Source organism: Pantoea sp. Lij88, assembly GCF_030062155.1.
In the GTDB taxonomy this organism is placed as follows: Bacteria; Pseudomonadota; Gammaproteobacteria; order Enterobacterales; family Enterobacteriaceae; genus Pantoea.
In genome coordinates this window covers 32,712-54,707 of record NZ_CP118269.1, presented here as the reverse complement: position 1 = coordinate 54,707, position 21,996 = coordinate 32,712, and the positions used below count along the sequence as shown (strand labels likewise).

General features: G+C 56.3%; 19 protein-coding genes. 17 read left to right on the top strand and 2 right to left on the bottom strand.

All coding sequences use genetic code 11. The features are described 5' to 3' along the window. Positions 1-60: 60 nt before the first annotated feature. The 14 genes from atpF to PU624_RS04045 all read left to right on the top strand — a co-directional run bounded on the left by atpF (position 61) and on the right by PU624_RS04045 (position 15,002). Positions 61-531, top strand: coding sequence for a F0F1 ATP synthase subunit B (gene atpF / locus PU624_RS04110; protein WP_003849528.1), 471 nt, complete (start codon positions 61-63; stop codon positions 529-531). A gap of 14 nt (positions 532-545) precedes the next feature. Continuing rightward, complete coding sequence (gene atpH / locus PU624_RS04105) at positions 546-1,079, top strand: F0F1 ATP synthase subunit delta (protein ID WP_090966638.1); 534 nt, start codon at positions 546-548, stop codon at positions 1,077-1,079. 14 nt (positions 1,080-1,093) lie between these two features. Next, positions 1,094-2,635, top strand: coding sequence for a F0F1 ATP synthase subunit alpha (gene atpA, locus PU624_RS04100; protein ID WP_003849532.1), 1,542 nt, complete (start codon positions 1,094-1,096; stop codon positions 2,633-2,635). Positions 2,636-2,687: 52 nt separating this feature from the next. After that, positions 2,688-3,554, top strand: coding sequence for a F0F1 ATP synthase subunit gamma (gene atpG, locus PU624_RS04095; RefSeq protein WP_179898913.1), 867 nt, complete (start codon positions 2,688-2,690; stop codon positions 3,552-3,554). 30 nt (positions 3,555-3,584) lie between these two features. Beyond that, entirely contained in the window at positions 3,585-4,982 is a 1,398-nt protein-coding gene (gene atpD / locus PU624_RS04090; protein WP_008926373.1) for a F0F1 ATP synthase subunit beta, read from the top strand. Between the two features lie 24 nt (positions 4,983-5,006). Continuing rightward, on the top strand, positions 5,007-5,426 hold the full coding sequence (locus PU624_RS04085) for a F0F1 ATP synthase subunit epsilon (protein ID WP_283546689.1): 420 nt from the start codon (positions 5,007-5,009) through the stop codon (positions 5,424-5,426). A 160-nt stretch (positions 5,427-5,586) separates the two neighbouring features. Further along, positions 5,587-6,957 carry a bifunctional UDP-N-acetylglucosamine diphosphorylase/glucosamine-1-phosphate N-acetyltransferase GlmU gene (glmU, locus tag PU624_RS04080; RefSeq protein WP_283546688.1) on the top strand — a complete coding sequence of 457 codons (1,371 nt, stop codon included), beginning with the start codon at positions 5,587-5,589 and terminating at the stop codon, positions 6,955-6,957. A 154-nt stretch (positions 6,958-7,111) separates the two neighbouring features. Next, positions 7,112-8,941: a glutamine--fructose-6-phosphate transaminase (isomerizing) gene (gene glmS / locus PU624_RS04075; RefSeq protein ID WP_283546687.1), complete on the top strand. Its 1,830-nt coding sequence runs from the start codon at positions 7,112-7,114 to the stop codon at positions 8,939-8,941. A 165-nt stretch (positions 8,942-9,106) separates the two neighbouring features. Then, positions 9,107-10,150 (top strand): phosphate ABC transporter substrate-binding protein PstS, encoded by a 1,044-nt coding sequence (gene pstS, locus PU624_RS04070; protein ID WP_283546686.1) that lies wholly within the window; start codon positions 9,107-9,109, stop codon positions 10,148-10,150. 86 nt (positions 10,151-10,236) lie between these two features. Beyond that, positions 10,237-11,199 carry a phosphate ABC transporter permease PstC gene (gene pstC, locus PU624_RS04065; protein WP_090966630.1) on the top strand — a complete coding sequence of 321 codons (963 nt, stop codon included), beginning with the start codon at positions 10,237-10,239 and terminating at the stop codon, positions 11,197-11,199. Beyond that, entirely contained in the window at positions 11,196-12,086 is an 891-nt protein-coding gene (gene pstA / locus PU624_RS04060) for a phosphate ABC transporter permease PstA (RefSeq protein WP_090966628.1), read from the top strand. The genes pstC and pstA overlap by 4 nt, the downstream gene beginning before the upstream one ends. 44 nt (positions 12,087-12,130) lie before the next feature. Next, positions 12,131-12,904 (top strand): phosphate ABC transporter ATP-binding protein PstB, encoded by a 774-nt coding sequence (gene pstB / locus PU624_RS04055; RefSeq protein WP_283546685.1) that lies wholly within the window; start codon positions 12,131-12,133, stop codon positions 12,902-12,904. A gap of 17 nt (positions 12,905-12,921) precedes the next feature. Beyond that, positions 12,922-13,656: a phosphate signaling complex protein PhoU gene (gene phoU, locus PU624_RS04050; RefSeq protein ID WP_003849553.1), complete on the top strand. Its 735-nt coding sequence runs from the start codon at positions 12,922-12,924 to the stop codon at positions 13,654-13,656. A gap of 107 nt (positions 13,657-13,763) precedes the next feature. Then, a complete protein-coding gene (locus tag PU624_RS04045; RefSeq protein WP_283546684.1) occupies positions 13,764-15,002 on the top strand; it encodes an MFS transporter in 1,239 nt (412 codons plus the stop codon). Positions 15,003-15,112: 110 nt separating this feature from the next. On the opposite strand, the gene xylB is transcribed toward PU624_RS04045, so the two are convergent. Together xylB and xylA are read right to left on the bottom strand one after the other, a co-directional pair. After that, positions 15,113-16,555, bottom strand: a complete 1,443-nt coding sequence (gene xylB, locus PU624_RS04040) for a xylulokinase (protein ID WP_283546683.1) — start codon at positions 16,553-16,555, stop codon at positions 15,113-15,115. A gap of 17 nt (positions 16,556-16,572) precedes the next feature. Next, the gene (gene xylA / locus PU624_RS04035; RefSeq protein WP_283546682.1) at positions 16,573-17,895 is read right to left on the bottom strand and encodes a xylose isomerase; all 1,323 of its coding nucleotides are present in this window, start codon (positions 17,893-17,895) and stop codon (positions 16,573-16,575) included. Positions 17,896-18,239: 344 nt separating this feature from the next. On the opposite strand from xylA, the gene xylF reads away from it, so the two are divergent. Genes xylF through xylH form a run of 3 tightly spaced genes read left to right on the top strand, consistent with a single transcriptional unit; the run spans position 18,240 to position 21,958 of the window. Then, complete coding sequence (gene xylF, locus PU624_RS04030) at positions 18,240-19,232, top strand: D-xylose ABC transporter substrate-binding protein (protein ID WP_283546681.1); 993 nt, start codon at positions 18,240-18,242, stop codon at positions 19,230-19,232. Between the two features lie 28 nt (positions 19,233-19,260). Then, positions 19,261-20,781 (top strand): xylose ABC transporter ATP-binding protein, encoded by a 1,521-nt coding sequence (locus PU624_RS04025; RefSeq protein WP_283546680.1) that lies wholly within the window; start codon positions 19,261-19,263, stop codon positions 20,779-20,781. Then, positions 20,774-21,958 (top strand): xylose ABC transporter permease XylH, encoded by a 1,185-nt coding sequence (gene xylH, locus PU624_RS04020; protein WP_003849574.1) that lies wholly within the window; start codon positions 20,774-20,776, stop codon positions 21,956-21,958. Before PU624_RS04025 ends, xylH begins: the two co-directional genes overlap by 8 nt. The last annotated feature ends 38 nt before the right edge of the window (positions 21,959-21,996 follow it).

The window sequence follows — 21,996 nt, the reverse complement described above, 5'->3', positions numbered from 1 at the left end:
GCCGCTTATCACAACGATAACGGCAGAAAAGTTAAATACTCAATCTAGAGGCATTGTGCTGTGAACATTAATGCAACAATCCTCGGCCAGGCTATCGCGTTCATCCTGTTTGTCGCGTTCTGCATGAAGTACGTATGGCCGCCGCTTATGGCTGCTATCGAAAAGCGCCAGAAAGAAATTGCTGAAGGCCTTGCTTCTGCTGAACGTGCTAAGAAAGATTTGGATCTCGCGCAGGCTAATGCGACCGACCAGCTGAAAAAAGCCAAAGAAGACGCTCAGGTCATTATCGAGCAAGCGAACAAGCGTCGCGCGCAGATTCTGGACGAAGCCAAAACCGAAGCTGAAAACGAACGTAATCGCATCGTGACACAAGCGCAGGCTGAAATTGATGCCGAACGCAAACGTGCGCGTGAAGAACTGCGTAAGCAGGTTGCGTTGCTGGCTATGGCTGGCGCCGAGAAGATCATCGAACGCTCCGTGGATGAAGCTGCTAACAGCGACATCGTTGATAAACTGGTCGCTGAACTGTAAGGAGGGAGGGGCTGATGTCTGATCTGATTACTGTAGCTCGCCCCTACGCCAAAGCAGCTTTTGACTTTGCTGTTGAGCATCAAAGTATAGAACGCTGGCAACAGATGCTGGCGTTTGCCGCAGAAGTGGCTCGCAATGAACAGATGGCTGATCTTCTCTCAGGTGCATTAGCACCCGAAGCGCTGGCAGCGTCGTTCAACGCAGTCTGTGGTGATCAACTGGATGAACCCGCGCAGAACCTGATTAAGGTGATGGCGGAAAACGGACGTTTGACAGCGCTTCCGGCTGTACTGGCTCAATACATCGAACTGCGTGACGCTTATGAAGCCACCGCTGAAGTTGATGTTATCTCCGCCAGTACGCTGAGTGACGACCAGCTGAATAAAATCAGCGCCGCGATGGAAAAACGTCTGTCACGCAAAGTTAAGCTGAATTGCAAAATTGATAAGTCTGTGATGGCAGGCGTGATCATCCGTTCGGGTGATCTGGTTATTGACGGCAGCGTACGCGGCCGACTTGACCGTCTGGCTGACGTCTTGCAGTCTTAAGGGGACTGGAGCATATGCAACTGAATTCCACCGAAATCAGCGAACTGATCAAGCAGCGCATTGCTCAGTTCAATGTCGTGAGTGAAGCTCACAACGAAGGTACGATTGTTTCTGTAAGTGACGGTATCATCCGCGTACACGGCCTGGCCGATGTGATGCAGGGTGAGATGATTGCCCTGCCGGGTAACCGTTACGCTATCGCCCTGAACCTCGAGCGTGACTCGGTTGGTGCAGTGGTGATGGGTCCTTACGCTGACCTCGCCGAAGGCATGAAGGTTAAGTGTACTGGCCGTATTCTTGAAGTACCGGTAGGCCGTGGCCTGCTGGGCCGCGTCGTGAACACCCTGGGTGCGCCGATCGACGGTAAAGGCGCAATCGACAACGACGGTTTCTCACCGGTCGAAGTGATTGCACCTGGCGTTATCGATCGTCAGTCAGTCGACCAGCCGGTTCAGACCGGTTATAAGTCGGTCGATGCGATGATTCCAATCGGCCGTGGCCAGCGTGAGCTGATCATCGGTGACCGTCAGACCGGTAAAACCGCGATGGCGATCGATGCGATCATCAACCAGCGCGACTCAGGCATCAAGTGTGTCTACGTTGCGATTGGTCAGAAAGCCTCAACCATCTCTAACGTGGTTCGTAAGCTGGAAGAGCATGGCGCACTGCAGAACACCATCGTTGTTGTGGCGTCTGCTTCTGAATCTGCTGCACTGCAGTATCTCTCTCCGTACGCAGGTTGTGCGATGGGCGAATACTTCCGTGACCGTGGTGAAGATGCGCTGATCGTATACGATGACCTCTCCAAGCAGGCTATCGCTTACCGTCAAATCTCTCTGCTGCTGCGCCGTCCACCAGGCCGTGAAGCTTTCCCTGGCGACGTGTTCTATCTCCACTCCCGTCTGCTGGAACGTGCATCACGCGTAAGCGCTGATTATGTTGAACGTTTCACCAATGGCGCAGTGACAGGTAAAACCGGTTCACTGACCGCGCTCCCGATCATCGAAACCCAGGCGGGCGACGTTTCTGCGTTCGTTCCGACCAACGTAATCTCGATTACTGATGGTCAGATCTTCCTGGAATCGAACCTGTTTAACTCCGGTATTCGTCCGGCCGTTAACCCAGGTATTTCGGTATCCCGCGTAGGTGGTGCTGCACAGACCAAGATCATCAAGAAACTGTCCGGTGGTATCCGTACCGCGCTGGCACAGTATCGTGAACTGGCGGCGTTCTCGCAGTTCGCGTCTGATCTGGACGATGCAACCCGCAAACAGCTGAGCCATGGTCAGAAAGTGACTGAGCTGCTGAAGCAGAAACAGTATGCGCCGATGTCAGTCGCGCAGCAGGGTCTGGTTCTGTTCGCTGCAGAGCGTGGCTACCTGAACGACGTTGAACTGGCAAAAATTGGCAGCTTCGAAGCTGCACTGCTGGCCTTCGCCGATCGCGACCACGCTGAGCTGATGGCTGAAATCAACCAGTCGGGTAACTTTAACAACGATATCGAAGCGAAGCTGAAAGGCCTGATCGATACGTTTAAAGCAACCCAGTCCTGGTAATGTCTGGCGGCCTGTCTGAAAAGGCAGGCCGCAAGGCTTTGAGGAGAAGCTAATGGCCGGCGCAAAAGAGATACGAAGCAAGATCGGAAGCGTGAAAAACACGCAGAAGATCACCAAAGCGATGGAAATGGTCGCCGCCTCCAAGATGCGTAAAACGCAGGAACGCATGGCGGCCAGCCGTCCGTATGCAGACACCATGCGCAAAGTGATTGGTCACCTTGCGTTGGGTAATCTGGAATACAAGCACCCTTACCTGGAAGAGCGCGACGTGAAGCGCGTCGGCTACCTGGTCGTTTCAACAGACCGCGGGCTTTGTGGTGGTTTGAACATTAACCTGTTCAAAAAATTACTGGCGGATATGAAGTCCTGGTCCGATAAAGGCGTGCAGAGCGATCTGTCGATTATCGGTTCAAAAGGGGCGTCATTCTTCAGTGCTGTGGGTGGCAACATTGTGGCGCAAGTCAGCGGCATGGGCGATAAACCTGCCCTGTCTGATCTGATTGGCCCGGTAAAAGTGATGTTGCAGGCTTATGATGAAGGCCGCATCGACAAACTGATGATCGTCAGTAACAAGTTCAATAACACCATGTCTCAGACTCCGACCATCACCCAACTGCTGCCGTTAGCGCCAGCGGAAGGTGAAGAAGAGATGAAGGCGAAGACCTGGGATTACCTGTACGAACCCGATCCGAAAGCGCTGCTGGATACCCTGCTGCGTCGTTATGTCGAATCGCAGGTTTATCAGGGTGTGGTGGAAAATCTGGCCAGTGAGCAGGCCGCACGTATGGTAGCGATGAAAGCCGCAACCGATAACGGCGGAAATCTGATCAAAGAGCTGCAGTTGGTTTACAACAAAGCTCGTCAGGCCAGCATCACCCAGGAACTTACCGAGATCGTCTCGGGGGCCTCCGCGGTTTAACCAGGTTTGGAATTAGGTAGAGGATTCAAGATGGCAACTGGAAAGATTGTCCAGATTATCGGCGCCGTTGTTGACGTCGAATTCCCTCAGGACGCGGTACCGCAAGTGTACAGCGCCCTCGAGGTGATGAATGGTGATGCGCGTCTGGTGCTGGAAGTACAGCAGCAGCTGGGCGGCGGCGTAGTACGTACCATCGCAATGGGTACGTCTGACGGCCTGAAGCGTGGTCTGAACGTCAACGACCTGCAGAAACCGATTCAGGTTCCAGTCGGTAAAGCGACCCTGGGCCGTATCATGAACGTTCTCGGCGAGCCAATCGATATGAAAGGCGAGCTGAAAGAAGAAGATGGCAGCGCAGTAGAGATCGCCTCTATTCACCGCGCAGCGCCTTCTTATGAAGATCAGTCTAACTCGCAGGAACTGCTGGAAACCGGCATCAAGGTTATCGACCTGATGTGTCCGTTTGCCAAAGGCGGTAAAGTGGGTCTGTTCGGTGGTGCGGGTGTAGGTAAAACCGTCAACATGATGGAACTGATCCGTAACATCGCAGCTGAACACTCAGGTTACTCTGTGTTTGCTGGTGTGGGTGAGCGTACTCGTGAGGGTAACGACTTCTACCACGAAATGACTGACTCAAACGTTATCGATAAAGTTGCTCTGGTCTATGGCCAGATGAACGAGCCGCCGGGTAACCGTCTGCGCGTTGCTCTGACCGGTCTGACCATGGCGGAAAAATTCCGTGATGAAGGCCGCGACGTTCTGCTGTTCATCGATAACATTTACCGTTATACCCTGGCCGGTACAGAAGTTTCTGCACTGCTGGGTCGTATGCCATCTGCGGTAGGTTACCAGCCAACGCTGGCAGAAGAGATGGGTGTGTTGCAGGAGCGTATTACCTCCACCAAGACCGGTTCAATCACCTCCGTACAGGCCGTTTACGTCCCTGCGGATGACCTGACTGACCCGTCACCAGCAACCACCTTTGCGCACTTAGACTCAACGGTAACGCTGAGCCGTCAGATCGCTTCTCTGGGTATCTACCCGGCCGTTGACCCGCTGGACTCTACCAGCCGTCAGCTGGATCCGCTGGTTGTCGGTCAGGAACACTATGATGTTGCGCGTGGCGTTCAGTCACTGCTGCAGCGTTATCAGGAACTGAAAGACATCATCGCCATCCTCGGTATGGATGAGCTGTCTGAAGAAGACAAACTGCTGGTGGCACGTGCGCGTAAGATTCAGCGCTTCCTGTCTCAGCCGTTCTTCGTTGCGGAAGTATTCACCGGTTCACCGGGTAAATACGTTACGCTGAAAGACACTATCCGTGGCTTTAAAGGCATCATGGAAGGTGAGTTTGACCACCTGCCAGAGCAGGCCTTCTACATGGTTGGCGCCATCGAAGAAGCCGTGGAAAAAGCGAAGAAACTGTAATAACGGTTTCCCGGGAGGAAGATTATGGCTATGACTTATCACCTGGATGTGGTCAGCGCAGAGGAGCAGTTGTTCTCTGGTCTGGTACAGAAAATTCAGGTGTCAGGTAGCGAAGGTGAACTGGGGATTTTCCCTGGCCATGCGCCGCTACTGACTGCCATTAAGCCTGGAATGATCCGTATCGTGAAACAGCACGGCGAAGAGGAGTATATCTACCTCTCTGGCGGCGTGCTGGAAGTGCAACCATGCAGCAGCACCGTTCTGGCCGATACCGCGATTCGCGGTACCGATCTGGATGAAGCGCGTGCTCTGGAAGCAAAACGCAAAGCAGAAGAGCACATGAACAGCAGCCACGGCGACGTGGACTATGCTCAGGCCTCTGCCGAGCTGGCGAAAGCCATTGCTAAACTGCGCGTGATCGAACTGACCAAAAAAGCGATGTAATCCAGCTTTATGCGTCACGAAATGCCAGCCCTCGGGCTGGCATTTTTTTTGTCTGCGACGCCCGATCTGCCTGTCCGCCTAATTTCGGCCTGAGAAAAATGTAGTAATCTCACCCCCAAACCGTTTTACTTTCACCCGTAAAAATTCACTCAGGATAGTTATGTCTAACAGTGCGATGAGTGTGGTGATCCTTGCTGCTGGCAAGGGCACCCGTATGTATTCCGATCTGCCTAAAGTTCTGCATACGCTGGCAGGCAAACCGATGGTTCAGCACGTGATCGACGCAGCCAAAGGGCTGGGCGCACAGCAGGTGCATCTGGTTTATGGTCACGGCGGCGATCGGCTGAAAGCGACCCTCACTGACAGCTCGCTTAACTGGGTGCTGCAGGCTGAACAGCTCGGCACCGGCCATGCGATGCAGCAGGCCGCGCCTGCCTTCGCCGATGATGAAGATATCATGATGCTCTATGGCGACGTGCCGCTGATCACTCAGGCGACATTACAGCGCCTGCGCGAAGCAAAACCGCAGGGTGGCATCGGCTTACTCACCGTGGTACTGGATGACCCTACCGGCTACGGGCGCATTGTGCGTGAGAACGACACCATCACCGGCATTATTGAACAGAAAGATGCCAGCCCGGCGCAGCTCACCATTAAAGAGATCAACACCGGCATCCTGATCGCCAACGGCGGTGATTTAAAACGCTGGCTGGCGCAGCTCACCAACAACAATGCGCAGGGTGAGTATTACATCACCGATATTATCGCGCTGGCGCATCAGGAAGGCCGGGTGATCAACGCGGTCCATCCGGCACGTATCAGTGAAACCGATGGCGTGAATAACCGGCTGCAGCTGGCGACATTAGAGCGCACTTACCAGGCTGAGCAGGCGGAAAAACTGCTGCTGGCCGGTGTGATGCTGCGCGATCCGGCGCGTTTTGACCTGCGCGGGACGCTGACGCATGGACGGGATGTCGAAATCGACACCAACGTCATTATTGAAGGCCAGGTCACGCTGGGCTCGCGCGTCAAAATCGGCGCGGGCTGCATCATCAAAAACAGTGTGATTGGCGATGATTGTGAAATCAGCCCCTATACGGTGATCGAGGATGCCAATCTCGCCACCGCCTGCACCGTCGGGCCCTTTGCCCGTCTGCGTCCTGGCAGTGAGCTGGCTGACGCCGCCCACGTAGGCAACTTTGTCGAAATGAAGAAGGCGCGTCTCGGCAAAGGATCGAAAGCGGGTCACCTCTCCTATCTGGGTGATGCGGAGATTGGCGACAACGTGAACATCGGTGCGGGTACGATCACCTGCAACTACGACGGCGCGAATAAATTCAAAACCGTGATTGGCGATAACGTGTTTGTCGGCTCAGATACGCAGCTGGTGGCCCCGGTCAGCGTCGCGGCAGGCACCACCATTGCGGCGGGCACCACCATCATGAAGGATGTGACCGAGGCCGGACTGGTCTATAACCGTAAAGAGCAGAATCACAAAGCGGACTGGCAGCGTCCGGTGAAGAAAAAATAAATTTTTTAACGGCCCGCTTTATGCGGGCCGATGCAGTGCAGTGCCAAAACTATAATCCCCACTCTCTACAAGGCTCGGGGAACCGGCAAAGCCGGATATCAGGTCGCATGACAACAGAAGTGGCGAAAAGCCATGTAGTCAGGAAAACATCATTATGTGTGGAATTGTTGGTGCAGTAGCACAACGCGATATCGCAGAAATTCTGCTGGAAGGTCTGCGTCGTCTTGAATATCGCGGATATGATTCGGCCGGTCTGGCCGTGGTCGATCGTCAGGGGCACGTCACGCGCCTGCGGCGGTTAGGAAAAGTGCAGAAACTGGCCGAAGCCGCTGAAGAGCAGCCGCTGATCGGTGGAACCGGCATCGCGCACACGCGCTGGGCAACCCATGGTGAGCCGTCGGAAGCGAATGCGCATCCGCATATCTCAGAGCACATCATCATCGTGCACAACGGCATCATTGAAAACCATGAGCCGCTGCGCGCAGAGCTGATTGAGCGCGGCTACGTCTTTGCCTCTGAAACCGACACCGAAGTGGTGGCGCATCTGGTTCACTGGGAGCAGAAGCAGGGCGGTTCGCTGCGCGAAGTCGTGCTGCGTGTGATCCCACAGCTGCGCGGTGCCTATGGCATGGTGATCATGGACAGCCGCGATCCGTCACTGCTGGTGGCGGCCCGTTCCGGCAGCCCGCTGGTGATTGGCCGGGGGATGGGCGAAAACTTTATCGCCTCCGATCAGCTGGCCCTGCTGCCGGTGACCCGTCGGTTCATCTATCTGGAAGAGGGTGATATCGCCGAGATCAGCCGTCGTGATGTTACGGTGATTGACCGTGAAGGTAACACCGTGACGCGTGCCGAGATCGAATCGAACCTGCAATATGATGCCGGTGACAAAGGCATTTACCGTCACTACATGCAGAAAGAGATCTACGAACAGCCGATGGCGCTGAAAAGCACCCTGAGCGGCCGGTTCAGCCAGGGTCAGGTTGATCTCAGCGAACTGGGCGCGGGTGCAGAAGCGCTGCTGAGCCAGGTAGAACATATTCAGATTATCGCCTGCGGCACCTCCTACAACTCGGGCATGGTGTCACGCTACTGGTTTGAGTCGCTGGCAAATATCCCCTGTGATGTGGAGATCGCCTCCGAGTTCCGCTATCGCAAGTCAGCCGTACGCAAAAACAGCCTGCTGATCACCCTGTCTCAATCGGGTGAAACGGCAGATACTCTGGCTGCGCTGCGTCTCTCTAAAGAGCTGGGCTACCTGGGCTCGCTGGCGGTCTGCAACGTGGCCGGTTCGTCACTGGTGCGGGAATCTGACCTGGCACTGATGACCAAAGCGGGCACCGAAATCGGCGTCGCCTCTACCAAAGCGTTCACCACCCAGTTAGCGGTGCTGCTGATGCTGGTGGCGAAACTGGGCCGTCTGAAAGGCATGTCTGCCGGGAAGGAGCATGAGATCGTTCATGCCCTGCAGGCGTTGCCGAACCGCATTGAGCAGATGCTGGCGCAGGATAAGCTGATTGAGAATCTGGCAGAAGGCTTCTCTGACAAGCATCACGCGCTGTTCCTGGGCCGTGGCGATCAATACCCGATTGCCATGGAAGGGGCGCTGAAGCTCAAGGAGATCTCCTACATTCATGCGGAAGCCTACGCCGCAGGCGAGCTGAAACATGGTCCGCTGGCGCTGATTGATGCTGACATGCCGGTGATCGTGGTGGCACCTAACAACGAACTGCTGGAGAAGCTCAAATCCAACATCGAAGAGGTGCGCGCACGCGGCGGTCTGCTCTATGTGTTTGCCGATCAGGATGCAGGCTTCAGCGACAGTGACGGCATGAAGATTATTCCGTTGCCGCATGTCGAAGAGGTGATTGCGCCTATCTTCTACACCGTGCCGTTGCAGCTACTCTCCTATCACGTTGCCCTGATCAAAGGCACTGACGTCGATCAGCCTCGTAACCTGGCAAAATCGGTTACCGTAGAATAACCTGGTGGGCCCCGTCGCGGGCCCACTTCATTCTGGCCCTCTGTCATATAACTGTCATATTTCGTACATTTCACTGTCATCAAACTGTCCTATTTTCCCTCCTGCAGCAATCACAGACTCTTACTAAAACGGCCCCTAGCCTGACTTTTCTCCCCTGGAGGGAACATGACACTGATGCGTAGCACCGTAGCCCGAATCCTCGCCACCACCTTCGCCGTAAGCGCGGTATCTGCTTTTGCGGCCACCGATCTGACTGGCGCAGGCGGGACGTTCCCGGCGCCGGTTTATGCCAAGTGGGCAGCAGAATATCAGCAAGCCACCGGTAGCAAAATTAACTACCAGGGCATCGGTTCCTCTGGCGGCGTTAAACAGATCATCGCCAAAACCGTTGATTTCGGTGCGTCCGATGCGCCAATGAAAGATGAAGATCTGCAGAAAAATGGCCTGTTCCAGTTCCCTACCGTGATCGGTGGCGTGGTACTGGCGGTAAACCTGCCGGGCATCAAGTCAGGCCAGCTGACGCTGGATGGCAAAACCATCGGTGATATCTACCTCGGCACCATCAAAAAGTGGAACGACCCGGCGATCGCCAAACTTAACCCAGGCGTAAAACTGCCAGAAACCAACATCAACGTAGTACGTCGCGCGGATGGTTCAGGCACCTCGTTCGTCTTCACCAGCTATCTGGCCAAAGTGAACCCGGACTGGAACAGCAAAATTGGTAAAGGCAACACCGTTAACTGGCCAGTGGGTCTGGGCGGTAAAGGCAACGACGGCGTCGCCGCGTTTGTTCAGCGTCTGCCAGGTTCCATCGGCTACGTGGAATATGCCTACGCCAAACAGAACAACCTGACCTACACCAAACTGGTTGATGCCGATGGCAAAGCGGTCGCTCCAAGCGAGACCAGCTTCAGTAATGCCGCGAAAGGCGCGGACTGGAGCAAATCGTTCGCACAGGATCTGACCTTCCAGAAGGGCGCGGATGCCTGGCCAATCTCCTCAACCACCTTCATCCTGATCTACAAAGATCAGGCAAATGCGGCCAAAGGCGCTGAAGTGCTGAAGTTCTTCGACTGGGCTTATAAGAAAGGCAGCAAAACGGCCACGGCGCTGGATTATGCTGCGCTGCCAGAGAGCGTGACCGAGCAGATTCGCGCCGCCTGGAAAGCCAACATCAAAGACAGTTCTGGTAAAGCGCTTTATCAGTAATTGACCGACCCTGACCGGACAGCGGTCCGGTCAGACCCAACGGGCGGCTCATGCCGCCCTGATAACTTCTGAAGACTGAGACTTCTATGGCTGCAACGAAGCCGGCATTCAAAGCCCCAGGTAAACAAGGTGACAGGATTTTTGGCGCGCTGGTCAGGCTGGCTGCGCTGATTGTGCTGTTACTGATGGGCGGCATTATTGTCTCCCTGATCATCTCTTCGTGGCCCAGCATCCAGAAGTTTGGTTTCGCCTTTTTGTGGACCAAAACCTGGGATGCACCCAACGAACAATTTGGCGCACTGGTACCGATCTACGGCACCCTTGTGACCTCCATCATCGCCCTGATTATCGCCGTGCCGGTGAGTTTTGGTATCGCGCTGTTCCTGACCGAACTCTCACCCGCCTGGCTGCGTCGCCCGCTGGGTACCGCCATTGAGCTGCTGGCAGCAATCCCGAGTATCGTTTACGGCATGTGGGGCCTGTTTGTCTTCGCGCCGCTGTTTGCCGAATATTTTCAGACGCCGGTTAACGACGTGATGTCGGGTATTCCGATTGTCGGCGAGCTCTTCTCCGGCCCCGCTTTCGGTATCGGTATTCTTGCGGCGGGGGTGATTCTGGCAATCATGATCATCCCGTACATCGCCTCGGTCATGCGCGACGTGTTTGAGCAGACCCCGGTAATGATGAAAGAGTCAGCCTACGGTATCGGCTGCACCACCTGGGAAGTGATCTGGCGCGTCGTACTGCCATTTACCAAAAATGGCGTGATTGGCGGCGTGATGCTGGGACTGGGTCGTGCGCTGGGTGAGACCATGGCGGTGACCTTTATCATCGGCAACACCTACCAGCTCGACAGCCCGTCGCTGTTTATGCCGGGTAACAGCATTACCTCCGCGCTGGCCAACGAATTCGCTGAAGCGGAGTCGGGCGTGCATGTTGCCGCGCTGATGGAGCTGGGACTGATCCTGTTTGTGATTACCTTTATCGTGCTGGCGATTTCAAAACTGATGATTATGCGACTGCAGAAAAGTGAAGGAGCGCGCTCATGACCACGATTGAAATTCAGGCGCGCGCCGAACTGGACGCATCACGCCGTAAAATGCAGTCCTGGCGCAGTACTAAAAATAAAATTGCGCTGTCCCTGTCGCTGCTGACCATGGCGTTTGGCCTGTTCTGGCTGGTGTGGATCCTGTTCACCACCGTCACACGGGGCGTGGATGGACTCTCCTGGTCCCTGTTCACCGAATCAACGCCACCGCCGAATACCGCGGGCGGCGGTCTGGCGAACGCCCTGGCCGGCAGTGGATTACTGATTTTCTGGTCTACTTTCTTTGGCACACCACTGGGCATTATGGCGGGTATCTATCTGGCGGAATATGGGCGCAAATCGGCCCTGTCAGAAGTGATCCGTTTTATTAACGACATTCTGCTTTCGGCCCCCTCAATTGTGGTTGGCCTGTTCGTCTACACCCTGGTGGTGGCGAAGATGCAGCACTTCTCCGGCTGGGCCGGGGTGATTGCGCTGGCGCTGCTGCAGGTGCCGATTGTGATTCGTACCACCGAAAACATGCTGCGTCTGGTGCCCGACAGCATGCGCGAAGCGGCTTACGCGCTTGGCACGCCTAAGTGGAAGATGATCTCGGCCATCACTCTGAAAGCCTCGGTCTCCGGCATCATCACCGGCGTGCTGCTGGCGATTGCCCGCATCGCAGGGGAAACGGCCCCGCTGCTGTTTACGGCGCTGTCGAACCAGTTCTGGAGCACCGACATGATGCAGCCGCTGGCGAACCTGCCGGTCACCATCTTCAAGTTCGCCATGAGCCCGTTCGCCGAATGGCAGAGCCTGGCCTGGGCGGGTGTGCTGATCATTACCCTCTGCGTGCTGCTGCTGAATATTGTGGCGCGGGTGATTTTCGCCAAAGGTAAACACGGTTAACTTCCGGCGTGGCCCTGCGCGGCGCCGAATAAGAGAGATGAATTATGAGTATTGCGACAGCATCAGCCGATAAAATTCAGGTCCGTAATCTGAACTTCTATTACGGCAAGTTTCATGCGCTGAAGAACATCAATCTGGATATCGCTAAGAATCAGGTCACCGCGTTTATCGGGCCATCGGGCTGTGGTAAATCGACCCTGCTGCGTACCTTCAATAAAATGTACTCGCTCTACCCGGAACAGCGGGCTGAAGGTGACATTCTGCTGGATGGCGAAAACATTCTGGCGACCCAGCAGGATATCGCGCTGCTGCGCGCCCGCGTCGGCATGGTATTCCAGAAGCCGACGCCGTTCCCGATGTCGATCTATGACAACATCGCCTTTGGCGTGCGCCTGTTTGAAAAGCTGTCGCGTGCCGATATGGATGAGCGTGTGCAGTGGGCGCTGAGCAAAGCGGCGCTGTGGAATGAAACCAAAGACAAGCTGCATCAGAGCGGTTACAGTCTTTCCGGCGGCCAGCAGCAGCGTCTCTGCATTGCGCGCGGTATCGCCATTCGCCCGGAAGTATTGCTGCTGGATGAGCCCTGCTCCGCGCTGGATCCCATCTCGACCGGCCGTATTGAAGAGCTGATCACCGAGCTGAAGCAGGATTACACCGTGGTGATTGTGACGCACAACATGCAGCAGGCGGCACGCTGCTCTGACCATACCGCTTTCATGTACCTGGGCGAACTGATTGAGTTCAGCGACACCGACACGCTGTTCACCAAGCCCGCGCAGAAGCAAACCGAAGACTACATTACTGGCCGTTACGGCTGATCTGACAGGAGATCGACATGGATAATCTGAATCTGAATAAGCACATCTCCGGTCAGTTCAATGCCGAACTGGAGCATATCCGTACCCAGGTGATGATCATGGGCGGCATGGTCGAGCAGCAGCTGACCGATGCCATTACCGCGATGCATAATCTGGATGGCGAACTGGCGCAGCGGGTGATCGACGGCGACCAGAAGGTCAACATGATGGAAGTGGAGATTGATGAAGCCTGCGTGCGCATCATCGCCAAACGTCAGCCGACCGCGATCGATTTGCGCCTGGTGATGGCGATCATCAAAACCATTTCCGAGCTGGAGCGCATTGGTGACGTGGCGGAGAAGATCAGCCGCACGGCGCTGGAGAAGTTTGGTCAGCAGCATCTTCCGCTGCTGGTGAGCCTTGAGTCGCTGGGGCGTCACACCGTACAGATGCTGCATGATGTTCTGGACGCCTTTGCCCGCATGGATCTTAATGAAGCGATCACCATCTACCGTGAAGACAAAAAGGTGGATAAAGAGTACGAAGGCATTGTGCGTCAGCTGATGACCTACATGATGGAAGATCCACGCACCATTCCCAGCGTGCTGACAGCGCTGTTCTGTGCCCGCGCCATTGAGCGCATCGGCGATCGTTGCCAGAACATCTGCGAAATCATCTTCTATTTCGTCAAAGGTCAGGATTTCCGTCACGTTGGCGGCGATCGGCTCGATGAATTACTGTCGGGCGACGACGGCAGCAACAAACCTTCCTGATAAACCTTATCTCTGCGTCTGTCCGGCGCAGGGATAAGTCTTTTAAATTGGTCACATCCTGAACTCTCTTTATAATTGCGGCACTTTTCTCTCTGAGGTGCGCAACGATGTCCCCTTCTCCCCAATCTAAGCCAGGCGTCACGCCGGGCAAAGCGATGCTGGCTGCGGTCAGCGGTTATGCCATGGATGGATTTGACCTGCTGATACTCGGCTTTATGCTGCCGGCTATCAGTGTTTCGCTGGCGCTCAATCCATCACAGGCGGGATCGCTGGTGACCTGGACGCTGATTGGCGCGGTCATCGGTGGCATCGTCTTCGGTCATCTCAGCGACCGTTATGGCCGCATCCGCATGCTGACCGTCACGATTCTGGTCTTCTCAGTCTTTACCGGCCTGTGCGCGGTGGCGCAGGGTTACTGGGATCTGCTCGCCTGGCGCACGCTGGCGGGTGTGGGGCTGGGGGGTGAGTTTGGTATCGGCATGGCGCTGATTGCCGAAGCCTGGCCCGCAGAGAAGCGTAATCGTGCGTCGGCCTGGGTCGGTATCGGCTGGCAGCTCGGGGTGCTGATGGCGGCCTTTATCACGCCACCGCTGCTGAATATTATCGGCTGGCGTGGCATGTTCCTGGTCGGTTTACTGCCTGCGCTGGTCTCGTTCGCTATTCGTCGCGGCATGGGCGAACCGGAGGCGTATCAGCGGCAGGTTAAACATGTGCCGTCACTCTCGTTTCCGGCACGCCTGAAGCTGCTGGTACGCGATCGTGCCACCGCCAAAGCCAGCCTGGGTATCTTCATCCTCTGTTCAGTACAGAACTTTGGTTACTACGGGCTGATGATCTGGATGCCGAGCTACCTCTCCTCCAGCTTTGGCTTCAGCCTGACGAAGTCGGGCCTCTGGACGGCGGTGACGGTGGTCGGAATGACCTTTGGCATCTGGCTGTTTGGCGTGCTGGCCGACCGTTTTGCGCGCTGGAAAATCTTCCTGCTCTATCAGTTTGGTGCGGTAGTCATGGTGGTGATCTATGCCCAGCTGCGCGACCCGAACATCATGCTGTTTACCGGCGCGATCATGGGGATGTTTGTTAACGGCATGATTGGCGGCTACGGTGCGCTGATTTCCGATACCTTCCCGCCGCAGGTACGTGCCACCGCGCAAAATGTCCTGTTCAATCTTGGACGCGGCGTGGGCGGCTTCGGTCCGGTAGTGATTGGTCTGCTGGCGAGCCAGTTCTCATTCACGGCGGCGATTACCCTGCTGGCGCTGATTTATCTGCTGGATATTGCGGCGACGCTGTTCCTGCTGCCGAAGAAACAGAGTCAGGAAGATGCGCTGGGCGCGATTGGCTGATGCGGCTTTGAGAGTGAGGCCGGGAGGCGTGTGATCCCCGCGATTACGGCGAGTTATCACCCGCGAAGCAGAACGCCAGGCAAAATAACTCACTCTGCCTGGCGTTGTTTTTACTTCATCAGCGGCAGGAGCTGCTGATACAGGGTCGCAAAGGTCTCCCGACGCGACTGATAATGTGCCAGCCTGTCCGGATCCGGCTGATGTCGCTGCACCAGAACCGGCGTCGGGACGGTGACCGCGGGATCCAGCGCCTGCTGCGCCAGCCTTGCGGCGCCCAGTGCCGGACCCACTTCACCGCCATGGCAGTAATCCAGCGTCTGACCACTGATATCCGCCAGCATCTGACGCCACAGTGCACTGCGTGCGCCGCCGCCGATCAACATAATACTCTCTGGCTGAACGCCACAGTCATGCAGCACGTCCATGCCCTGCGCCAGAGCAAATCCCACGCCTTCCAGCACCGATCGTGCCAGCTCGGGGCGACCATGCTGGTGGGTGAAGCCAAAGAAAGCGCCCAAAGCATTGGGGTTGTTATGCGGCGTGCGTTCGCCGGAAAGATAGGGCAGAAACCACAGGCCGGGCACGTCATCGCGCGCCCGCCCGGCTTCAGCCAGCAGCTCAGGAACATCTTTGCAACCGGTCAGCGTTGCCGCCCAGTCGAGACAGGAGGCCGCGCTGAGCATCACCGACATTAAATGCCAGCGCTGCGGTAACGCATGACAGAAGCTGTGCACTGCGCGCTCCGGATTGCTGAGATAGCCGTCGCTCACCACGAAATAGACGCCCGACGTTCCCAGCGACAGCATTCCCTGGCCTGGTTCGGTCATGCCGACACCAATGGCACCCGCCGCGTTGTCGCCTCCGCCCGCCGCCAGCGGCACCGCGTTCATCTTCCAGCGTGCGGCCAGTTCAGCCTGTAAGGTGCCGGTCAGGGCATTGCCTTCATAAAGCTGCGGCATCTGATCGCGGCTGAGGTCGCAGGCCTGGAGCATCACATCGCTCCAGTCACGCTGCGCCACATCCAGCCACATTGTGCCTGCGGCATCGGACATATCGGTGGCGAAGTCGCCACTCAGTCGCCAGCGCAGATAATCCTTGGGCAGCAGCACGTGCGCAATCTGACTGAAGATGGCCGGTTCATGCTGCTGCACCCACAGCAGTTTGGGTGCCGTGAAGCCGGGCATCATCAGGTTGCCGGTGATCGACCGCGAATCCGGTACCTTCTGCTCCAGCTCACGGCACTGCGCCTCGCTGCGCCCGTCATTCCAGAGCATGGCCGGACGCAGCACCTGGTGAGCGCTGTCGAGCAGCGTGGCACCGTGCATCTGTCCGCTCAGCCCGATGGCCTGCACCGCGCGCAGGTCCTGCTGCGCACTCAGCGCCTGCATGGATAAATCCAGCGCCTGCCACCAGCTTTCGGGATCCTGCTCGCTCCACAAGGGCTGTGGACGCGAAACCTGCAGGGGCGACGTTTCGGTCGCCACCACGTTGCCCTGTGCATCCATCAGCACCACTTTGACGCCAGAGGTGCCTAAATCGATCCCGATAAACATGCTCTGCTCCTGAAGGGTTAGAAATCAAACAGGTAGTGATTCACCAGATTTTCCAGCTGCTCCTGACGTCCGCTCTGATGCTTCGGATTGAGCTGCTGCTGCTGAGCATGCGCCGCCAGCGCCTCCAGTGAAAACTCCCCTTTCAAAATTTGCTGGCCGAACTCACCATTCCAGCCGCTGTAGCGCTGTGCCACACGCTTATCGAGTTCCCCATCGCTGATCATGCGGGCCGCCACTTTCAGTGCCAGCGCCATGGTGTCCATCGCACCAATATGGCCGTAGAAGAGATCATATTTATCCGTGCTCTGACGACGTACTTTGGCATCAAAGTTTAAGCCGCCGGTGGTAAAGCCACCCGCCTTAAGGATTTCGTACATCACCAGCGCATTCTCTTCCACGCTGACCGGGAACTGATCGGTATCCCAGCCGCACTGCGGATCGCCGCGGTTGGCATCCACGGAACCGAAAATACCCAGCGCGATGGCGGTCGCAATTTCATGATGGAAAGAGTGGCCGGCCAGCGTGGCGTGGTTCGCCTCAACGTTAACCTTGATCTCTTTCTCCAGCCCGAACTGTTTCAGGAAGCCATATACCGTCGCGACATCATAGTCATACTGATGTTTGGTCGGCTCCTGCGGTTTCGGCTCGATCAGCAACGTTCCCTGGAAGCCAATTTTGTGTTTGTGCTCGACCACCATCTGCATAAAGCGGCCGATCTGCTCGCGTTCCTGGCGCAGATCGGTATTCAGCAGGGTTTCATAGCCTTCACGCCCGCCCCATAACACATAGTTTTCGCCACCCAGGGTTTTGGTCGCCTGCATTGCGCTGCAGACCTGCGTCGCGGCCCAGGCAAAGACCTCCGGATCGGGATTGGTGGCAGCGCCCGCACCGTAGCGCGGATGGGTAAAGCAGTTAGCCGTGCCCCACAACAGTTTCACGCCTGTCTCCTGCTGTTTCTCCAGCAGTTTATCGGTCATGGCGGCAAAGTTTTCTTTGTAGCTGTGCAGCGAATCGCCTTCCGGTGAGACATCAACGTCATGGAAGCAGTACCACGGCACATTCAGCTTGTGGAAAAACTCAAAGGCCACATCCGCCTTCAGTTTTGCCTGCTGCAGCGCATCTCCGCTTTTCTGCCACGGACGATCAAAGGCGCCAACACCAAACATATCCGCACCATTCCAGCAGAAGGTGTGCCAGTAACAGGCAGCAAAGCGCAGATGCTCCGCCATGGTCTTGCCGAGGATCACTTCATCAGGGTTGTAATGGCGGAAAGCGAGAGGATGAGTCGACTGGGTGCCTTCATAACGAACCCGATCGATCTGATCGAAATAAGCGTGCATGGTTTGCTCCTTAGCATCAGTACCCGAATGGTCTGCGTAGAAGCAATATTCAATATGGGCTGCTGCCTCAGCTCAATTACGATATTTCACTCCGGGCATCAGATAATTATTATTTGTGCGCTGGCTCGCAAAATAATGTTATTTGAGGGGCGGTTTATCATTATCACTCGCGTGTCCGAAAAAGATGAAACCTCGATCGCGCTCATAAAAAAGGAAATAAACCAAAAAACGTAATAGCCGGATAAAAATCAGTAATTGCTGTAATCCGAAAAGAAGGGCAACAATTCATCCGCCTGGTTTATCGGCCTGAAACGACAATAGCCTCAACCTACAGGATAATCACAATGAAGATGAAACATGCACTGTTCGCCGCCTGCGCGGCGCTGGCGCTGTTCAGCCAGACCAGCGTGGCAAAAGAAGTGAAGATCGGCATGGCGATTGACGATTTGCGCCTTGAGCGCTGGCAGAAAGACCGCGACATTTTCGTTAAACAGGCGGAAACGCTGGGCGCTAAGGTGTTTGTTCAGTCAGCCAATGGCAACGAAGAGACGCAGATGTCGCAGATTGAAAATATGATCAACCGCGGTGTCGATGTGCTGGTGATAATTCCCTACAACGGTCAGGTATTGAGTAACGTTGTCGCTGAAGCGAAACGGGAAGGCATTAAAGTGCTGGCCTATGACCGAATGATAAATAACGCCGATATCGATTTTTATATCTCTTTCGATAATGAAAAAGTAGGCGAACTGCAGGCCGAAAGCATTGTGAAACAGGTGCCTAAGGGCAACTATTTTTTAATGGGTGGATCGCCTGTGGATAATAACGCCCGCCTGTTCCGCGCCGGACAGATGAAAGTGTTAAAACCTTATATTGATAATGGCAGCATTAAAATTGTCGGCGATCAGTGGGTCGATGCCTGGCTGCCAGAAAACGCCCTCAAAATTATGGAAAACGCCCTGACCGCCAACAGCAACCACATCGATGCGGTCGTCGCCTCTAACGATGCCACCGCTGGCGGCGCAATTCAGGCGCTGAGTGCGCAGGGGCTGGCCGGAAAAGTGGCGATCTCCGGACAGGATGCCGATCTGGCCGCGATTAAACGTATCAAAGCGGGCACCCAGACCATGACGGTTTATAAACCGATTACCGAGCTGGCCACCGAAGCGGCGAAAATTGCCGTCGAGCTGGGCGAGGGCAAAACGCCGGCCAGCAACAGCAAACTGAACAATGGCCTGAAAGATGTGCCGTCACGACTGCTGAAGCCGATTCCGGTCAACAAAGACAATATCGAAAGCACCGTGGTGAAAGACGGTTTCCACAAACAGAGCGAACTCTGACCGCGCATAGCGTGAGGGAGAACAGTCGATGCTGCTGGAAATGAAAAACATCACCAAACGTTTCGGTGCGGTGAAGGCGCTGAATGATGTCAGCCTGCAACTTGAGGCGGGCGAAGTGATGTCGCTGTGCGGTGAGAATGGATCGGGCAAATCGACGCTGATGAAAATCCTGTGCGGACTCTATCCGCACGGTGATTTTGAGGGGCAGATTCACTTCTCTGGCGACGACATTCAGGCGCAGACCATTCGCGATACGGAGCGTAAAGGCATTGTGATTATCCATCAGGAGCTGGCGCTGGTGCGACAACTGACGGTGATGGAGAACATCTTCCTTGGTGCCGAACTGAGCCGTTTCGGCATGGTGGATGATGAAACCATGACTCTGCGCTGCCAGCAGCTGCTGGCGCGGGTCGGGCTGAACGTCTCTCCTGCGACCCGGGTCGGTGAGTTAGGTCTGGGCCAGCAGCAGCTGGTAGAGATTGCCCGCGCCCTGAACAAACAGGTCCGGCTGCTGATTCTCGATGAGCCGACCTCTTCCCTGACAGAGCAGGAGACGGATGTGCTGCTTGGCATCATCCGTAATCTGCGTGAACACGGAATCGCCTGCATCTACATCTCGCACAAGCTGAATGAGGTTAAGGCGATCTCCGACACCATCTGCGTGATCCGTGACGGCCAGCATATCGCCACCCGTCCGGCGGCGGGCCTGAGCGAAGATGACATCATCACCATGATGGTCGGACGCGAGCTGACCGCGCTCTATCCCCACGCGCCCCATCAGATTGGCGATGAGATTCTGAAAGTCGAAAACCTCACCGCCTGGCATCCGGTTAACCGCCACATCCGTCGCGTTAACAATGTCTCGTTCACGCTCAGACGCGGTGAAATCCTTGGTATTGCCGGGCTGGTGGGCGCGGGCAGGACTGAAACAGTGCAGTGTCTGTTTGGCGTCTGGCCAGGGCGCTGGCAGGGCGATATCTGGATCAATGGCCAGCAGGTCACCATTACTGATTGCCGCGCTGCCATTGCGCACGGCATCGCGATGGTGCCGGAAGATCGCAAAAAGGATGGCATCGTGCCGCTGATGGCGGTGGGCAAAAATATTACCCTGGCGGCGCTGGACCAGTTCAGCCATCGCCTCTCAACGCTGGATGAAGCGCAGGAGCAGCAGGCGATCAACGATGCGATTAGCCGGCTGCGGGTGAAAACCTCCTCATCGGAGCTGCCGATTGGCCGCCTGAGCGGCGGCAACCAGCAGAAAGCGATTCTGGCGAAGTGCCTGCTGCTTAATCCCAAAATCCTGATCCTGGATGAACCGACGCGTGGCATTGATGTGGGTGCACGTCAGGAGATCTATCTGCTGATCAATGCGCTGGTTCAGCAGGGTATCGCGGTGATTGTGATTTCATCTGAGCTGCCGGAAGTGCTGGGCCTGAGCGATCGGGTGCTGGTGATGCACGAAGGACAGATCAAAGCCGACTTGATTAACGATAACCTGACTCAGGAGCAGGTGATGGAAGCTGCCCTGCGGAGTGAACATTATGCTTAAAAGTGAAAGTACCCAAAGCCGCCTCTCCGGCACGCCGGGCAAACCGTCACCGGGCAGGTTCACGCTGCCTAATCTGCAGGTGCTGGTGATGCTGGGCGCGATTGTGCTGATTGCGCTGTTCTTTACCTGGACTACCGACGGCTCCTGGCTCAGCGCGCGTAACGTCTCCAACCTGCTGCGCCAGACCGCCATCACCGGCATTCTGGCCGTGGGTATGGTGTTCGTGATTATCTCGGCGGAGATCGACCTGTCAGTGGGTTCCATGATGGGCCTGCTCGGCGGCGCAGCGGCGATATTTGACGTCTGGCTCGGCTGGCCGCTGCCGCTGACCATCGTGGTGACGCTGGTGATGGGGCTGCTGCTCGGCACCTGGAATGGCTGGTGGGTGGCCTACCGCAAAGTGCCGTCGTTTATCGTGACGCTGGCGGGGATGCTGGCGTTTCGCGGCATTCTGGTCGGGATTACGGATGGCACCACGGTTGCGCCAATCACGCCGGGCATGTCACAGATTGGACAGAGTTATCTGCCGGGCGGCGTCGGTTTCGGCTTTGGCGTTGCCGGTCTGGCGCTGTTTACCCTGTGGCAGTGGCGGCTGCGGCTGCGTCGTCAGCAACTCGGGTTACCGCAGGGCGCTGCCAGCGGCACCGTGGGACGTCAGGCGATCACCGCAATCTTAGTGCTCGGTGCCATCTGGTTACTCAACGACTATCGCGGCGTGCCGACGCCGGTGTTACTGCTGGCCGTACTGTTGCTGGCGGGCATGTTTATGGCAACCCGCACCGCATTTGGCCGTCGTATCTACGCCATCGGCGGCAACATTGATGCTGCCCGCCTGTCTGGCATTAACGTGGCGCGCACCAAGCTGGCGGTATTTGCCATCAACGGTGTAATGGTGGCGATTGCCGGGCTGATCCTCAGCTCGCGGCTTGGCGCAGGTTCGCCGTCGGCGGGTAACATCGCGGAACTCGACGCTATCGCCGCCTGCGTGATTGGCGGCACCAGCCTGGCGGGTGGCGTGGGATCGGTTGCGGGCGCGGTAATGGGGGCCTTTATTATGGCCTCGCTGGATAACGGCATGAGCATGATGGATGTGCCGACCTTCTGGCAGTACATCGTCAAAGGCGCGATTCTGCTGCTGGCGGTGTGGATGGATACCGCAACGCGGCGTCGGGTGTAATCGCGCGGGCGATCACATTGTGGCGCAAACAATTTTTT

Excerpts from the sequence above, each read along its gene's own strand:
- atpH (WP_090966638.1), top strand. The coding sequence starts at position 546 with ATGTCTGATCTGATTACTGTAGCTCGCCCCTACGCCAAAGCAGCTTTT.
- atpA (WP_003849532.1), top strand. The coding sequence starts at position 1,094 with ATGCAACTGAATTCCACCGAAATCAGCGAACTGATCAAGCAGCGCATT.
- atpG (WP_179898913.1), top strand. The coding sequence starts at position 2,688 with ATGGCCGGCGCAAAAGAGATACGAAGCAAGATCGGAAGCGTGAAAAAC.
- atpD (WP_008926373.1), top strand. The coding sequence starts at position 3,585 with ATGGCAACTGGAAAGATTGTCCAGATTATCGGCGCCGTTGTTGACGTC.
- PU624_RS04085 (WP_283546689.1), top strand. The coding sequence starts at position 5,007 with ATGGCTATGACTTATCACCTGGATGTGGTCAGCGCAGAGGAGCAGTTG.
- glmU (WP_283546688.1), top strand. The coding sequence starts at position 5,587 with ATGTCTAACAGTGCGATGAGTGTGGTGATCCTTGCTGCTGGCAAGGGC.
- glmS (WP_283546687.1), top strand. The coding sequence starts at position 7,112 with ATGTGTGGAATTGTTGGTGCAGTAGCACAACGCGATATCGCAGAAATT.
- pstS (WP_283546686.1), top strand. The coding sequence starts at position 9,107 with ATGACACTGATGCGTAGCACCGTAGCCCGAATCCTCGCCACCACCTTC.
- pstC (WP_090966630.1), top strand. The coding sequence starts at position 10,237 with ATGGCTGCAACGAAGCCGGCATTCAAAGCCCCAGGTAAACAAGGTGAC.
- pstA (WP_090966628.1), top strand. The coding sequence starts at position 11,196 with ATGACCACGATTGAAATTCAGGCGCGCGCCGAACTGGACGCATCACGC.
- pstB (WP_283546685.1), top strand. The coding sequence starts at position 12,131 with ATGAGTATTGCGACAGCATCAGCCGATAAAATTCAGGTCCGTAATCTG.
- phoU (WP_003849553.1), top strand. The coding sequence starts at position 12,922 with ATGGATAATCTGAATCTGAATAAGCACATCTCCGGTCAGTTCAATGCC.
- PU624_RS04045 (WP_283546684.1), top strand. The coding sequence starts at position 13,764 with ATGTCCCCTTCTCCCCAATCTAAGCCAGGCGTCACGCCGGGCAAAGCG.
- xylB (WP_283546683.1), bottom strand. The coding sequence starts at position 16,555 with ATGTTTATCGGGATCGATTTAGGCACCTCTGGCGTCAAAGTGGTGCTG.
- xylA (WP_283546682.1), bottom strand. The coding sequence starts at position 17,895 with ATGCACGCTTATTTCGATCAGATCGATCGGGTTCGTTATGAAGGCACC.
- xylF (WP_283546681.1), top strand. The coding sequence starts at position 18,240 with ATGAAGATGAAACATGCACTGTTCGCCGCCTGCGCGGCGCTGGCGCTG.
- PU624_RS04025 (WP_283546680.1), top strand. The coding sequence starts at position 19,261 with ATGCTGCTGGAAATGAAAAACATCACCAAACGTTTCGGTGCGGTGAAG.
- xylH (WP_003849574.1), top strand. The coding sequence starts at position 20,774 with ATGCTTAAAAGTGAAAGTACCCAAAGCCGCCTCTCCGGCACGCCGGGC.